Genomic DNA, 14,462 nt, shown 5'->3' on the forward strand with positions numbered 1-14,462 from the left:
CGATGGCAGACGATAGCATCGCCGTGGTCGACCTGGATCGGTGCCAGCCAGACCGCTGTAACTACGAGTGCAAGAACTACTGTCCGCCCAACCGGACGGGCAAGGAGTGTATCACGCTCCGGGGCGAGGAGACCGACGAGGGCCAGCCAGATCAGGTTCGCATCTCCGAGGAGATCTGTCTCGGCGAGACGTGTGGGATCTGCGTCGAGAAGTGTCCGTTCGACGCCATCGAGATCATCAACCTCCCCCAGGAGCTGCAGGACGATCCCGCCCACCGCTACGGCGAGAACGCCTTCTCGCTGTACGGTCTGCCTGCCCCCCAGGAGGGCCAGGTGACGGGTATCCTCGGGCCGAACGGGATCGGGAAGACGACCGCCGTCCGCATCCTGGCGGGCGAACTCGAGCCGAACCTCGGTCGCCACGACGACCCGCCGGACTGGGACGACGTCCTCGAGGCCTACCGCGGCACGGAACTCCAGGATTACATCGCCGCGGTGCGTGACGGCGAGATCACGGTCGCCCGGAAGCCGCAGTACGTCGACCAGATACCGAACCAGTTCGACGGCAACACCCGCGAGTTACTCGAGCGGACGAACGAACGCGACGCACTGGAGTCGCTCGTCGAGCGGCTCTCGATCGGTCCCGTCATGGACCAGTCGATCGACGACCTCTCGGGTGGCGAACTACAGCGGGTCGCACTCGCGGCGACGCTCGCGCGGGATACCGACTTCTACTTCCTGGACGAGATCACGCCGTACCTCGACATCGGCCAGCGGGTCACCGCGGCGCGACTCATCCGGGAACTCGCCGAGGAGGAGGGCAAGTCGATGCTGGTCGTCGAACACGACCTCGCGATTCTGGACTTGCTCGCGGACACGCTACACGTCGCCTACGGTGAGCCGGGTGCCTACGGTGTCGTCACGACGCCCAAGTCGGTCCGAAACGGCATCAACGAGTACCTCTCGGGGTACCTCGAGAACGAGAACATGCGGATCCGCCCGAACCCCATCGAGTTCGAGGAACACGCCCCGCGGGCGGTCGCGAGCGGTGACGTCTTAGTCGAGTACCCCGACGTCGCGAAGTCCTACGGCGAGGGCGAGTTCGGCCTCGAGGTCGAAGGCGGCGAGATCCGCCACAACGAGGTGCTGGGGGTCGTCGGCCCGAACGGGATCGGGAAGTCGACGTTCGCGAAGTTGCTGACCGGCGCGCTCGAGCCGGACGAGGGCGACGTCGACCTGGATCTCGAGATCTCGTACAAACCCCAGTACGTCACCATCGACCAGCACATGCGCGTCGACGCGTTCCTCTCGTCGATCACGGACCAGTTTGGCTCCTCGTACTGGAACACCGAGATCGCCCAGCCGCTGCAGCTAGAGCGGATCATGGAACAGAACCTCTCGGATCTCTCCGGCGGCGAGCGCCAGCGGGTGGCCATCGCGGCCTGTCTCTCCGACTCGGCGGACCTGTACTTACTCGACGAGCCGTCGGCTCACCTCGACGTCGAACAGCGTGTGCAGGCGACTCGCGCCATCCGGCGCTACGCCGAACAGCAGGACGCGACGGTGCTCGTGATCGACCACGACATCTACATGATCGACCTGCTCGCCGACCGGCTGATGGTCTTCGACGGCGAACCCGCCGTCCACGGTCACGCCGGCCGACCACAGCCGATGCGCGACGGCATGAACGACTTCCTGTCGAACCTCGAGGTGACGTTCCGCCGGGACGAACGCACCTCCCGCCCGCGAATCAACAAGCCCGACTCGCAGCTGGATCGCCAGCAGAAACGCGAGGGCGAGTACTACTACGCGCCCTGAGAGCGAGACGGACGAAGGGGAAGACGGAGTTCAGTCGAGGAGTCGCTGGCAGCTCCCACAGAGATTCTCTTCTTTGATGTCGACTTCGCGTACCGTCGGCGAGAAGTTCATCACACAGCGGTTGTTGTCGCAGTGCTCGAGGCCGTAGGTGTGGCCGATTTCGTGGACGATCTCCTTTCGAACGCGGTCCTCGAAGATGTCCGAGGCGCTCTTGTTCGAGAAGCCGCCGTCGCTCGAGGTCTGGAGCCGGTAGGTCGAGACGACGCTTCCGCTGCCGTCGAGGTAGGCGAGACCGAAGACGTAGTTTCGTCGGCGATAGAAGAGGTCGTGGGGGGTGATCGCGATGTTCTTGTCGCCGCGACCGACGCGTTCGGCGAGCTGGATGAACGTCTCGGCACAGTACTGGTTCCGCCCGGAGTCGTACGCGCCGTTGGGGACCGACTGCGAGTCGTTGACCGTGACGTCGCAGTCGTAGACCGACCGCAGTGCGGAAGAGGCCGCCCGCTTGACCTCCGCGGGGACGTTGCCGACCGGCACGATGTCGACGAGCATATGGCAACGTCTATGGCGGCACGTATCATAAACGTCCCGCCGTGGCACACTCTCGCCGGAATTGCGAGGCAATCATTGATTACCTCACGAGGTACGACGAGGTCGTCGAGGTGGGGATCGGGCGTCGAACTGACGTCGCGAACGCGCTCGTAAAACGGGGCGTTTCCGTCACCGCGACCGACGTCCACCCTCGCGAGGTTCCCGACGGGGTCGCGTTCGTCGTCGACGACGTCGTCGATCCCGACCTCGCGGTCTACGCGGACGCCGACGCGATCTACGCGCTCAACCTCCCGCCCGAACTGCACAGACCAGCGCTCGAGGTCGCCCGTCGCGTCGACGCCGACTTCTGCTTTACGACGCTTGGCGGCGACCAGCCGACGATTCCGGTCGAACGAAAGACGATCCCCGGAGACACGCTGTACGTGGCTCGAGACCGCCCCCGGTAGCTGGAAGTCGACACGCCCATAGCCTCCGACCTCGTCGCCTCGGTCATGAACGTCGACGCCGTCGTACTGGACGTAGACGGGGTGCTCGTGGAAGTCAGCGATTCCTATCGTCGAGCGATCCTCGAGTCCGTCGAACGGGTTCACGGGCGGACGATTCGCAAGGAGGACGTCCAGCAGTTCAAAGACGCCGGTGGGTTCAACAACGACTGGGAGCTGACCTACGCGGCCGCCCTCTACGTGCTGGCCACCGGCGAGGGGTATCGCGCGTCGATCGACGAGTTCACCGACGCCATCGCCGCCGAGGGAGGCGGGCTCGAGGCCGCCGAGTCGGTCGTCCGCGAGGCGCTCGGCGCGAACGCGACCCAGCGCGTCCAAGAGCGCTGGAACCGCGAGGAACTCCGTGACGTGTTCCAGCAGCTCTACCTCGGGGCCGACCTCTACCGCGCTCTGGAGGGCGACGAACCGGAGCTCGAGACGGCGGGATTCATCCACGACGAGCCGGTCCTGCTCGCCGAAGAGACCCGGGAGCACCTCACGGAACACTACGACGTGGGCGTCCTGACAGGTCGTCCCGAAGCCGAGGCGGAGATCGCACTCGAGCGCGTCGGGCTCGAGGTGTCACTCGAGCATCGCTTCACGATGGACGACTGGGAGGAGGGCAAACCCCACCCGAACGCGCTGACGACGCTCGCGGAACGGTTTTCCGCCGACGCAGTGGCGTTCGTCGGCGACACGCTGGACGACGTCCGAACGGCGGTCAACGCGAGCGACGCGGATCCAGGCCGCGAGTACCACGGGATCGGCGTACTGACCGGCGGTCTGACCGGCGAGAATGGCCGCGAGAAGTACGAACGCGAGGGGGCAAGCGCCGTCTGCGAGTCGATCAACGAGCTTCCGGAGCTACTCAAGTCCTGATCCCTGCGGCTGCGCCCTCCCACTTTTTGCCCGGTCGCACCGTACTAGAGTAGAGCATTCATGTGTGACGAGTTCACACGCGGCGCGGGTGCGCTCCCCGGCGAACCGACTTCGGTGTGGCTCGCAACGACGCCCGACGCGGGGTACGACCCACTCGAGGGGAGCCTGTCGGTCGACGTCGCGATCGTCGGGGCGGGGATCACCGGTCTCTCGACTGCAGTTCAGCTCCGCGAGCGAGGGAAGACCGTCGCCGTCCTCGAGCGGGACCGAGTTGCGGCGGGCGTCACGGGCAAGACGACGGCGAAGCTCACGAGCCAGCACGGACTGATCTACGACCACCTGCGGCGAGAGTTCGGTCGCGAACGGGCCCGACAGTACGCCAGCGTGAACGAGGCGTCGATCGAGGAGGTCGCGTCTCGGGTCGAGGAGTCGGACGTCGACTGTGGGTTCGAGCGCCGACCAGCGTACGTCTACGGCGACGATCGGGACGCGATCGAACGGGAGGTCGACGCCGCCCGCGGGGCCGGCCTGCCGGCGTCGTTCGTCACGTCCGTCCCGCCATTCGACCAGGCGGCGTGTGCCGTCCGGTTCGACGATCAGGCGAGCTTCCATCCCCGGAAGTACCTCCTCGCGCTCGCCGACGACCTGCACGGCGACGACGGCGCGTCGATTTTCGAACACACGCGCGTCACCGACCTCGGTCCCGGAACGCCGTGTCGACTCGAGACGTCCGAGGGCGACGTGACCGCGGACGCCGTGGTCGTCGCGACGGGTTTCCCGATCCTCGATCGGGCGGGCTACTTCGCCCGGATGTACCCGAAGCGGTCCTACGTCCTCGGGGTACGGATCGACGGCGAGCCGCCGGAAGGGATGTACTACAGGTCGGGCGACCCCTACCGGACGGTCAGACCACATCGCGACGAGGACGACACGTACGTTCTCGTCGGCGGCGAGAACCACAAGACTGGACAGGGCGGCTCGACGGCCGAGCGATACCGCCGACTCGAGCGGTGGACGCGCGACCGCTTTCCCGTCGCGTCGATCGACTACCGGTGGTCGACTCAGGATTACGTGCCGGTCGACCGGGTGCCGTTCGTCGGGCGCATCGGCGCCGGTGCTGGAACCGTCTACGTCGCGACTGGCTTTCGTGGCTGGGGGATGACGAACGGCGTCAGCGCCGGACGACTGCTGGCAGCGGCGATCGACGGGCGAGAGCGGCCGGAACTCGGACTGTTCGACCCCCTCCGGTTTACGCCGAAGACGTCGTTGGCCGACACTGTCACCGAGAACGCCGACGCAGCCAGCCAGTTTGCCACCGACTGGCTCCGGAAGCTGCTCGCGCCCGACCTCGAGTCGATCGGGCGCGGCGAGGGAAACGTGATCCGACGGGGGCCGGAACCGATCGCGGCCGCTCGCGACGACGACGGCGAGCTCCACGCCGTCTCGGCGATCTGTACCCACATGTACTGTCTCGTCGAGTGGAACGACGCCGAGGGAAGCTGGGACTGTCCCTGCCACGGCTCGCGGTTCTCGCCCGACGGCGAGGTCCTCGAGGGACCGGCGACGGAGGACCTGCCGCGAAAAGACGACAGACGACGGTAACGAAATTGTTCCCACGTTCCAACAGGTTCACGTAGTAATACGTCGAATCGAGGGTCGAATGGGCCAGACCGGGAGAGCGAACGGCACCTCACTGCTGACCGGCCTCGGACGAGCGTTCGGAACGACCGTCGGAGTAGCCTGGACGACGATACTCGTCGGCGTCATGGTCGCCCGTGTCGCTGGCGTGACGGCAGCCGACCTCGAGAGCGTCGTCCCGCTCGAGGTCGTCGGAGCCGGCGTCCTCGTCCTCGCCGTCGGCCTCGCAAGCTGGCTCGAGGACGGCGGGTACGAACGGCTCGGCGCTGACCCGACGGGCGGCGCACAGTTCGCGTGGCTGGCATTTTTCTATCTGCCACTGGCGGTTCTGCCGCTTCGAGTCGGCCTCGGAGCGACGACCGCGGGCGGTCCGACTGGCGTCGCTGCCCTCTCGGTACAGCTGGGGTGTGTCGCTCTCGCCGTCTGGCTCTCGCTGTACGGCGGTCTCGACCGACTCGGACTCGAGACGCGACGCGTCGGCCACGCCGCGCTCGCGGGCGTCATTTTCGGGGTTCTCACTGCCGCGATCACGACGGTGCTCGAGCCGTCCGATGCGCTTGTGGCGCTCGTGGCGCTCGTCGCACAGCTTACCGCCCTGTGGGTCGCCGTCGGCGGCGTCGTCGATCGGCTCCGCCAGTGAATCAGACAGTGGCGTTACCCAACCCCGGATAGTCCACGACGATCCCGTCGACGCCCGCCGCCCGAAGCTGTGCGAACTGGAGCCAGTTCTCGACGGTCCAGACGTTGACCGTCCGGCCCTCGTCGTGAGCGACCTCGAGGACGTCGATCTCCGGCTCCGTCGCCGAGAATCCGGCGTACTGTTCCGTCGCCATCGCCGTGCCGGCGATCGCGTTCCGCGGCGGATGGATCGCCTCGCAGTCGTACCGGCGGGCGACCTCGAGGCCGTCTGAAAGTGAGCCCCAGACCAGGACGGCGGCGGCGTACTCGGGGGCGACGTCGCGGGCGGCCGCCAGCGCACCCTCACAGAACGACGAGAAGAGGACCTCGCCGCGGAAGGCGTCGCAGTCGTCGACGACGCGCTCGACGAACGGCTGCCACGCCTCGCGTCGCTTCTCGCGTGCGGTCTCGGAGAGTGCCTCGCCGAACCGCAGGTCCGCCCGCCCCGGATTCTTCAGTTCGACGTTCACGCCCATCGTCGACGGGACGACCTCGAGTAACGCCGCGAGCGTCGGCACCGTCTCGCCGCTCTCGAGGACCTCGGCCGCGCACACGTCCTCGAGCGGCGTCTCCCGGACGAGTCCCTCGGCGTCGGTGATCGGTCGGCCGTCGCGGGCCCCCTCGAGACGGTCGTCGTGGAAGACCACGGGCGTCCCGTCGGCCGCGGGCTGTACGTCGATCTCGATCATAGCGGTCCCGGGTCGATCGGCGGCGGCGACGGCCGCACCGACGGTGTTCTCGGGAGCGACGCCAGCGAAACCACGGTGGGCGATGACAGTGGGTTCGTCCATCGGGTCACTCGAGGCGGGCAAGCGAGTTGTACGTTCCCCCGCCCAGAGGTGCAGCGAGGAATCGCTCGACCCGGTGTTTAAGTACGATGACGCGGCCACCGCCTCCATGACCGGAGTGAGACGACAGTTGCGCGTCGCCGTGAGTACGGGACGTGCGCTCGCTTCCAACCCGTTCCTGCTCGCCTACCCGATCGTCGCCACGGTGCTCGCGCTGGGGCTGGCCGGCGCGTTGCTCGCGTACCCGCTCGCCGGCGCACTCGAGATCGTCCCCTACAGCAGCCGTGCCCTCGGCGTGGCCTTTCTCGCGTACCTCGTCGTCGTGCCCGTCTCGCTCTCGTTCGTGATGGTCGCGTTCACCGCCGAGGTGGCCCAGACGTACCGCGGCCAGCGCCCGATTCCGGGCGAGGGGATCCGCGTTGCGACCGACCGGATCGGTGCCGTCGTCCTCGCCGCGTTGCTCTTCGGGACCGGCGGGTACGCCGTCCGGTATCTCGGAATCGTCGGCCGCCTCGGCGAGTTCGCCGGCGTCGTCTCCTCGTGGGGGATTCGCATCGCCGGCACCTTCGTCTACCCCGCCATCGCGACGACCGACGGGGACACGACTGTGGCCCTCGAACGGAGCCTCCAGGCACTTCGAGCGGAGTGGGGCAGCGGAGTCGTAACGACCGTCGGCACACAGACGCTCGGCACGCTGCTCACCATGGCGGGACTCTGGAGCGCCGTCGGACTCGTCGCCGCCCAGTGGCTCGGATGGATCGCTCTCGAGGTCGGCCCACTGGGCGAGTTCACCCTCCCCGTACTCCTCGCCGTCGGCGGACTGGCCGCCGCGTTCGTCCTCGGATTCGCCGTCAACGGCCTGCTCACCACGGCGCTGTACCTGTACGCGACCGATGGCGAACTTCCGGCCCTGCTCGCCGCCGATCCGGCGGACCTGGTCGAGGTTCGCGGCGGAGACGCCACCCCCAGTGACACTGGCGGCCCAGACGGCCGCCGGTCGACGACCGAGTGATACGGTCTGCTGTACCGATTTCCCGGTGCAACCGCAGGGCGATCACGGTTGCACCGGTGATGACGTACAGTCGTCCGTATGCGGGCCAGTCGCGGGCGATCGTCGCTCGCAAGGCGGACGTTGACGACCCAGTCCGTGGGACATCCCGTATGACCGACGCCACACTCGAGGCGGTCGAAGACGCCCTCGGGCGGGCGACCGATCTCGAGGACGAGGCGGCCGTCGACCTGTTGTGTGCTGCTCGACGAGACGTTCGCGCCCTCGAAAACGACGCCTCGGTAGACGAAAAACGGCGACGGGCGCTCGAGAATCGAGTCCAGCAGCGACTCCGCGAGGTGAGCGAACGAGAAGCGTACGACACCGACGTGGGTGCAGCGACGAAACCCGACGAGGAGAACGCGCCCTGAACGGCGGCATACGATCCGGCGGAATAGCGGCGAAGACGGCCACACCCATGCCCTTTTATTCCCACTCCGCTCCCAGTGGACGGTATGCGAATCGCACTGCTCGGCGGAACGGGCGACATCGGACAGGGACTCGCGCTGCGGTGGGCGTACGACACGAACCACGAGATCCTGATCGGTTCGCGCGATCCAGAGAAAGCTCGAACGGCAGCAGAAGAGTACGAGACGGAACTCGACAGTCGCGGCGCCGACCGGACGATCAAGGGGTTCGGAAACGAGATGGCGGCCGACCGCGCGGACGTCGCCGTTCTCGCCGTCCCACCGTATCACGTCGGCGACACCGTCGACGCGGTCGCGGACAAACTCGACGAGGAGACGGTGCTGGTCAGTCCGGCCGTCGGCATGAAAGGCGACGACGACGGCCTCCACTACCACCCGCCGTCGACGGGGAGCGTGACCGAACTCGTCGCCAGTCGCGCCCCGGACGCGGTTCCCGTCGTCGGGGCGTTCCACAACCTCTCGGCAGATCGACTGGCAAATCTCGACCTCGAGCTGGAGGTCGACACCTTGCTCGTCGGCGACGACGACGACGCAAAAGAGACAGTCCGACTCCTCGCCGAGGGAATCGACGGCCTTCGCGTACTCGACGCTGGCCCGCTCGCGAACGCCGCCGAAGTCGAGAGCGTGACGCCGCTTTTGATCAACGTCGCGCGGTACAACGACGAGATGCACGACGTCGGCGTCCGGTTTACCTGAACCCGATCAGGCGCCGGCCGACTCGAGAGCGTCCTCGAGGTCTTCGCGCTGGGTGACGCCGACGAACCGCTCGACGACGCCGTCTTCGTTCTCGATGATCAGCGTCGGCAGCGACCGGACCTGGTACTCGTTTGCGATCTCCTGTTGTTCGTCGACGTTTACTTTCTCGACTTCGAATCGCCCCTCCCAGTCGTCCTCGAGTTCCTCGAGGATCGGGTCCTGGGTCTTGCAGGGGCCACACCAGTCCGCGTAGAAGTCCTTGAGCGTGACAGTCATACCGTTCACCGGTAGTTTCCCCGCGTCGCGCATAAGGGTTTCCCACCCATGTGCAATTGCCGCCAGAGCGCGGGTCGCCGCGACGGGCGACGGGGCGGGAGAACTACTCACCGATGAAGACGGTCTTCAGCCGCGTGCCGCAGGACGGACAGCACAGCGTCTGCCACCTGTCGGGGTCGAGGTCGCCGTACGTCCTGGTCCGGATCGCGTCGTCTCTCGAGACGTATTCGTCGCAGGTCGAACAGTAGAGTAAGTCGTCCGTACCGCGCTCGGTCATCGTCCGACGGTCCGCGTCCGTCGTTCAAAAGCCCTTCCGGGCCGGGAGGCCGGACTGGCGGACGACACGGGTCACACACCGATCGCACTCGACTGGCCAACCAGGTCGACGGCCAACCGAACCGCGATCGGGCGATTGCAAACGGGAGCAGTACCAGCACGGCTCGGCAGGTGATATGCGTTCGTCGATGGGACGGACGTTTCGACGCCAGTAGTCGCCAGACGTCCGTCGAAAGATTTAGTGCCGGGTGGGCCAGTACATCGAATATGGACAAAGGACAGAACACTGGCGGGCTGATGTCCAGTGCCGGACTCGTCCGCTACTTCGACTCCGAGGACTCGAACGCGATCCGCATCGATCCGAAGACGGTCATCGCGTTCGGCGTCCTGCTGGGCGTGCTCGTCCAGTTGCTGACGTTAGCAGTTTCATAGAATCGCTTTCCGGGACCGGGGATCGCTCGAGAGAGGGCCGCCGGATCTTACCCACGGCCGCGACGTGACGCGGCCTTTTTGCTCCCCCTCTTCCTAGCGGCGGTTATGTCACTGGTTGCCGGCGTCGTCGCCGTGCAGGGCGACGTCTCCGAACACGCAGACGCGATCAGACGAGCCGGCGAGGCACACGGCGAGGACGTCACCGTCCGGGAGGTCCGCGAGGGTGGGATCGTCCCCGACTGCGACCTCCTCGCGTTTCCCGGCGGCGAATCGACGACCATCTCCCGTCTGATTCACGACGAGGGGATCGCCGACGAGATCGTAGCGCACGTCGACGCGGGGAAACCGCTTCTCGCGACCTGTGCCGGGTTGATCGTCGCCTCGAGCGATCCGCGAGACGAGCGGGTCGACGAACTCGGCGTGATCGACGTCACCGTCGAGCGCAACGCGTTCGGCCGGCAGCGAGACAGTTTCGAAGCGCCACTGTCGGTCGACGGCCTCGAGGAGCCGTTCCCCGCCGTCTTCATCCGCGCCCCCGCCATCGACGAAGTCCGTGAGGCGGAGGTGTTAGCGGAGTTCGACGGCCGTCCGGTCGCGGTGCGCGACGGGCCGGTCGTCGCCACCGCGTTTCACCCGGAACTGCTTCCAGACGATCGGATCCACCGGCTCGCGTTCTTCGCCGAGTCGGCGGGAGTCGACGCGAGCGTCCGTTGACGGCCACGGCCCCGCCACGTGCCGCGACGACGAGGTCGACCGTGGCGGAGCGGCCGTAGGGGTTTTTCCCACTCGCCACCATTCGTGAGGGTATGAAGGCATCTATCGACGCGGTCCGAGTCGCGGGGACGCCGCAGGGTCCGGTTCCCGTTCTCGTCCTGGGAGTCGAGGGCGAAGACGACGTCGTACCCATCTTCATCGGGTTCGAGGAGGCGACCAGCATCGCCCGCGGCCTCGAAGCCGAGGACATCGGCCGTCCGCTGACGCACGACCTCCTGCTCGACGTGATGGAGGAACTCGGCGGACGCATCGACCGCGTCGTCGTCAGTTCGATCGAGGAGCGAGACGACGGGCAGGGCGGCACCTACATCGCCGACCTCCACGTGGAGACGCCCCGCAATTCGGTCGTGATCGACGCCCGCCCGAGCGACTCGCTCGCGCTCGCCGCCAGGACGAACGCCCCGATCGAGGTCACCGAATCGGTCTTCGAGAACGGTCGTGACGACAGGGAGAAGTTCGCCGAACTCGAAGACATCCGCGAGGTAGCTGGTGATCTATAGATGGACGAGACACTCGAGGAGTTGTTTGCAGTGATCGAAGACCGAAAGGAGACGCTACCCGAGGGCTCGTACACCGCTTCGCTGTTTACCCACGAGAAAGGCGAAAACGCGGTACTCGAGAAACTCGGCGAGGAGTCGACCGAACTCGTGCTGGCGGCGAAAGACGACGACCGCGACGAACTGGCCCACGAGGCCGCCGACATCGTCTACCACCTGCTCGTCTTGCTCTCGATGAAAGAGATGGATCTCGCGGATCTGCAGGCGGAACTCGAGACACGGCGCTGATCGGGTTCGCAGTCTGGAACGGTCGGCGACTCGTTACGCACCCTCGAGATCGCCCTCCTCGTCGTCCGTGAAGACGAGGTCGTCGGTGCGCTCGAGCCAGTCGATCCCCCATTTGACCGTTATGGGCACGAGCGCGGTCGTGAAGATGGCCGTGAACACGAGAAGGGAGAACAGTTCCTGACCGATGACGCCGGCCGAGAGGCCCGCGGAGACGATGACGATCTCGACGGTGCCGCGGCCGTTCATGCCGAAGCCGATAACGAGTCCTTCCTTCGAAGAGAGTTTCGTCGGGAGAGAAAACAGCCAGCTGCCGGCGATCTTTCCGACGAACGCGATCGCGAGGATGATCGCGAGCAAGCCCGGAGCGGTGGTGAAGACGCCGAGTGTGAGGTCGAACGCGACGGTCACGAAGAAGATCGGAGCGAAAAAGCCCATCGCGAGGTCGTAGACGACGGAGTACATATGCTCGTAGATCTCGGGATCGAGCTGGGCCTGTCGGAGGAACAGCCCGGCCATAAACCCGCCGATGATCATGTGGAGTCCGACGGCGGCGGCGAAGAACGCGAACAGCAAGGCGACGACGAGCGCGACGGTGAACGTCGAGGTCTTGTCGACGAACTGGTGGCGCTCCATCCACCGCTGGAGTTGTAGCCAGACGTACGGCAGGAATCGGTCGCCGACGACGAGCACGACGACGAAAAACAACAGTGCCTGGCCGATGAGCAGTGCGAGCCTGATGGCCGTCACCTCGCCGGTTCGGATGAAGCCGTTGATACCGGCGAAGACGACCATCACGCCGACGTCGGACAGGAGCGCGCCGCCGAGCAGGACGCCCGCGATGCGCGTGTCGAGGACGTCGAGATCGACCAGAATCCGCGACTTCGTCGCCAGCGACGTCGCAGCCATCGCGATTCCGATGAACAGCGCCTGCTCGACCGACGTGCCGACGTAGACGCCAACGCCGTATCCCAGGGCGAACGGGAGGACGAATCCGCCGAACGCGATCATCAGCGACTGCGGACCGAGTTCGAAGAGGTCGTGGATGTCGACTTCCATCCCCACGTAGATCATCAACAGGAACACGCCCAGCTCGGCTAAGATTTCGAGCTCCTCGGTCGGATGTAAGAGCCCGAGAAGTGCGGGACCGAACACGATACCGGCCAGTAGCTCGCCCATCAACGCCGGATACCCCACTCGTTCGGCGATCGTCCCGAATATCCAGGCGAGCGTGAGCACGCCGAGCAAGTTCAGCAGGTCGATCCCAACTGATTCGACCATAGGCACTCGTGTGATAGTGAGACCTTCTAGCACACAAAGCTCTGACCTTGCGACGTCCGCTAGCGGCGAGTCGACCGCCGCCGACCACCCGACGCCAGCCACCGAACCGCGCGAGGGGGCGGCCGTCAGATCAGTCGAGGCCGCTGATCAGCGTCACGAGCCACTGGGCCGGATCGCCCCGGTCGCGCACCTCGATCCGCTCGAGCCACTTCACCCACTGGAAGCCGCGACGGCCGGGAGCGACGAGCCGGGCCGGCCCGCCGTGGCCGTGACTCAATCGGTCGCCGCCGACGTGGGTCGCGATCAACGCGTCTCGTGCCTCGTCGATCGGGAGGCTCCACCGGTAGCCGGTCACCGAGACGAACCGGACGTGGGTCGCCTCGTCGGCTGCGTTCGCCCGCGATAGAAGGTCGCCGACGCGAGCGCCACGCCACTCCTGGACCGTGTACCAGCCGCTCGTGCAGTCGAGCAGTGCGCGCCGGTCGGCGTCGGCCTCGAGTTCCGCGAGTTCCAGGGGTCGGTCGACGAGGCCACACACCGAGAGCGACCACGACTCGCGGTCGATCGGCTCGGGGTCGTCGGCGACCCACGACGTGACCGGAAAACTCCCGTTTCCGTCGCCCTCGCCGGCGGGACGGGAGCCGGTGAACCGCCTGTCGGCACCGCCAGTCTCGAGGACGGCGTTGACCGCTTCTTGCAGGCGGACGGCGACCGCGCCGGCGACGAACAGCCCCCCGATCTTGATCGCCACCCGGCGTTCCGCGAAGTCGACCCGACGGGGCTGGCGCGCGCGGGTCGAGAGGTGCGCGAGAACGAGCGCGAGAAGCGCGAGACCGAAGCCGACGTGGACGCTCAGCAGCGTCCAGTAGCCGATTCGCGTCCCCGGCCCGACCACGCCGACGACCCAGGCGATTCCCGTTCCGATCGCGCCGAGTGCGGCGACCGCCGTGAGCACCGACAGCGCCGTCGTCGGTCGCCACCGCTCGCGCTCGAGGACGCGGTGGCGAACCCGGTACAGTTTGAATCCGAGCAGGACGACGAACGTGAGGCCGACGATCCGGTGGAACCAGAAGACGTACCGGCCGTCGGGACGGCCGACGGTAAACGAGAGGAGGCCGCTCGCGACCTCGAGGGAGACGAGGACGAGAAGCGACCAGTCGACGACTCGCGGCGGCGGCTGGACACGGGCGAGCAGCCGAGAGAGCCGTCGACCACGCATCGAGTACGGTTCGGTCGCGAGCACAAAGAGCGCGTCGGCGGTATCAGTCGTGGACCGCGCCGCCGACTGCGCCGGCGATCGCACTCTCGAGTGCCATGATCAGCGCGACGACGGCGGCGACGGTAGCGATGCCGGCACCGACCACGCCGGAGATCGCACCGCCGACGGGGCCGATCGCGAGCCCGGCGATACCGACGGCGACGCCGAGGATGAGACCCCCGATGATGCCCCCGAGTGCCCCGGCGAGCAGCCCGTGCCAGAAGCCACTCGCGAGGCCGCCACGCGCGAGGTAGCCGGCGGCGAAGCCGCCGACGAGGCCGGCAGTCAACTGCCCGAGTCCCGGGAACGCGATGCCGAAGATGCCGATGATCGTCGCGATCACGAACCCGATGAAGACGGCTCGCCAGTTCGTCATA

19 protein-coding genes are annotated in these 14,462 nt (G+C 66.7%); 12 read left to right on the top strand and 7 right to left on the bottom strand.

The window, feature by feature from the left end:
* Window positions 1–2: 2 nt before the first annotated feature.
* A complete protein-coding gene (locus tag MU558_RS05750) occupies window positions 3–1,817 on the top strand; it encodes a ribosome biogenesis/translation initiation ATPase RLI (RefSeq protein WP_246972755.1) in 1,815 nt (604 codons plus the stop codon).
* A 30-nt stretch (window positions 1,818–1,847) separates the two neighbouring features.
* On the opposite strand, the gene MU558_RS05755 is transcribed toward MU558_RS05750, so the two are convergent.
* Window positions 1,848–2,369 carry an archaemetzincin family Zn-dependent metalloprotease gene (locus MU558_RS05755; protein WP_246972756.1) on the bottom strand — a complete coding sequence of 174 codons (522 nt, stop codon included), beginning with the start codon at window positions 2,367–2,369 and terminating at the stop codon, window positions 1,848–1,850.
* A 41-nt stretch (window positions 2,370–2,410) separates the two neighbouring features.
* On the opposite strand from MU558_RS05755, the gene MU558_RS05760 reads away from it, so the two are divergent.
* Genes MU558_RS05760 through MU558_RS05775 form a run of 4 tightly spaced genes read left to right on the top strand, consistent with a single transcriptional unit; the run spans window position 2,411 to window position 6,008 of the window.
* Window positions 2,411–2,815 (top strand): UPF0146 family protein, encoded by a 405-nt coding sequence (locus tag MU558_RS05760; RefSeq protein WP_246972758.1) that lies wholly within the window; start codon window positions 2,411–2,413, stop codon window positions 2,813–2,815.
* A 45-nt stretch (window positions 2,816–2,860) separates the two neighbouring features.
* Window positions 2,861–3,730, top strand: coding sequence for a TIGR01548 family HAD-type hydrolase (locus tag MU558_RS05765; protein WP_246972760.1), 870 nt, complete (start codon window positions 2,861–2,863; stop codon window positions 3,728–3,730).
* 60 nt (window positions 3,731–3,790) lie between these two features.
* Entirely contained in the window at window positions 3,791–5,332 is a 1,542-nt protein-coding gene (locus MU558_RS05770) for an FAD-dependent oxidoreductase (protein ID WP_246972777.1), read from the top strand.
* Window positions 5,333–5,390: 58 nt separating this feature from the next.
* Window positions 5,391–6,008 (top strand): hypothetical protein, encoded by a 618-nt coding sequence (locus MU558_RS05775; RefSeq protein ID WP_246972778.1) that lies wholly within the window; start codon window positions 5,391–5,393, stop codon window positions 6,006–6,008.
* 1 nt (window position 6,009) lies between these two features.
* Here the strand turns inward: MU558_RS05775 and MU558_RS05780 are convergent, their stop codons facing one another.
* Window positions 6,010–6,837: a glycerophosphodiester phosphodiesterase gene (locus MU558_RS05780; protein ID WP_246972780.1), complete on the bottom strand. Its 828-nt coding sequence runs from the start codon at window positions 6,835–6,837 to the stop codon at window positions 6,010–6,012.
* Between the two features lie 106 nt (window positions 6,838–6,943).
* Between MU558_RS05780 and MU558_RS05785 the strand changes: the two genes are divergently transcribed.
* The 3 genes from MU558_RS05785 (at window position 6,944) to npdG (ending at window position 9,006) form a co-directional block, all read left to right on the top strand.
* A complete protein-coding gene (locus MU558_RS05785; protein ID WP_246972782.1) occupies window positions 6,944–7,846 on the top strand; it encodes a DUF6159 family protein in 903 nt (300 codons plus the stop codon).
* 149 nt (window positions 7,847–7,995) lie between these two features.
* Window positions 7,996–8,253: a hypothetical protein gene (locus tag MU558_RS05790; RefSeq protein ID WP_246972783.1), complete on the top strand. Its 258-nt coding sequence runs from the start codon at window positions 7,996–7,998 to the stop codon at window positions 8,251–8,253.
* Between the two features lie 84 nt (window positions 8,254–8,337).
* Window positions 8,338–9,006: an NADPH-dependent F420 reductase gene (npdG, locus tag MU558_RS05795; RefSeq protein ID WP_246972785.1), complete on the top strand. Its 669-nt coding sequence runs from the start codon at window positions 8,338–8,340 to the stop codon at window positions 9,004–9,006.
* Window positions 9,007–9,012: 6 nt separating this feature from the next.
* Here npdG and MU558_RS05800 read toward each other — a convergent pair whose 3' ends face one another.
* Window positions 9,013–9,282, bottom strand: a complete 270-nt coding sequence (locus MU558_RS05800) for a thioredoxin family protein (RefSeq protein ID WP_246972787.1) — start codon at window positions 9,280–9,282, stop codon at window positions 9,013–9,015.
* A 103-nt stretch (window positions 9,283–9,385) separates the two neighbouring features.
* Complete coding sequence (locus tag MU558_RS05805; RefSeq protein WP_246972789.1) at window positions 9,386–9,559, bottom strand: hypothetical protein; 174 nt, start codon at window positions 9,557–9,559, stop codon at window positions 9,386–9,388.
* A gap of 266 nt (window positions 9,560–9,825) precedes the next feature.
* On the opposite strand from MU558_RS05805, the gene MU558_RS05810 reads away from it, so the two are divergent.
* The 4 genes from MU558_RS05810 to hisE all read left to right on the top strand — a co-directional run bounded on the left by MU558_RS05810 (window position 9,826) and on the right by hisE (window position 11,549).
* Window positions 9,826–9,990: a preprotein translocase subunit Sec61beta gene (locus tag MU558_RS05810; protein WP_246972792.1), complete on the top strand. Its 165-nt coding sequence runs from the start codon at window positions 9,826–9,828 to the stop codon at window positions 9,988–9,990.
* A 105-nt stretch (window positions 9,991–10,095) separates the two neighbouring features.
* Window positions 10,096–10,704: a pyridoxal 5'-phosphate synthase glutaminase subunit PdxT gene (gene pdxT, locus MU558_RS05815; protein WP_246972795.1), complete on the top strand. Its 609-nt coding sequence runs from the start codon at window positions 10,096–10,098 to the stop codon at window positions 10,702–10,704.
* 92 nt (window positions 10,705–10,796) lie between these two features.
* Entirely contained in the window at window positions 10,797–11,264 is a 468-nt protein-coding gene (locus MU558_RS05820) for a bifunctional nuclease family protein (protein WP_246972797.1), read from the top strand.
* Window positions 11,265–11,549: a phosphoribosyl-ATP diphosphatase gene (gene hisE / locus MU558_RS05825; RefSeq protein WP_246972800.1), complete on the top strand. Its 285-nt coding sequence runs from the start codon at window positions 11,265–11,267 to the stop codon at window positions 11,547–11,549.
* A gap of 33 nt (window positions 11,550–11,582) precedes the next feature.
* Here hisE and MU558_RS05830 read toward each other — a convergent pair whose 3' ends face one another.
* The 3 genes from MU558_RS05830 to MU558_RS05840 form a co-directional block, all read right to left on the bottom strand.
* Window positions 11,583–12,827: a cation:proton antiporter gene (locus MU558_RS05830; RefSeq protein ID WP_246972803.1), complete on the bottom strand. Its 1,245-nt coding sequence runs from the start codon at window positions 12,825–12,827 to the stop codon at window positions 11,583–11,585.
* A gap of 130 nt (window positions 12,828–12,957) precedes the next feature.
* Window positions 12,958–14,046 (bottom strand): molybdopterin-dependent oxidoreductase, encoded by a 1,089-nt coding sequence (locus MU558_RS05835; protein WP_246972806.1) that lies wholly within the window; start codon window positions 14,044–14,046, stop codon window positions 12,958–12,960.
* Between the two features lie 43 nt (window positions 14,047–14,089).
* Entirely contained in the window at window positions 14,090–14,461 is a 372-nt protein-coding gene (locus MU558_RS05840; RefSeq protein ID WP_246972808.1) for a DUF5518 domain-containing protein, read from the bottom strand.
* Window position 14,462 lies beyond the last annotated feature (1 nt).

It is taken from the genome of Natribaculum luteum (assembly GCF_023008545.1).
Taxonomy (GTDB): Archaea; Halobacteriota; Halobacteria; order Halobacteriales; family Natrialbaceae; genus Natribaculum; species Natribaculum luteum.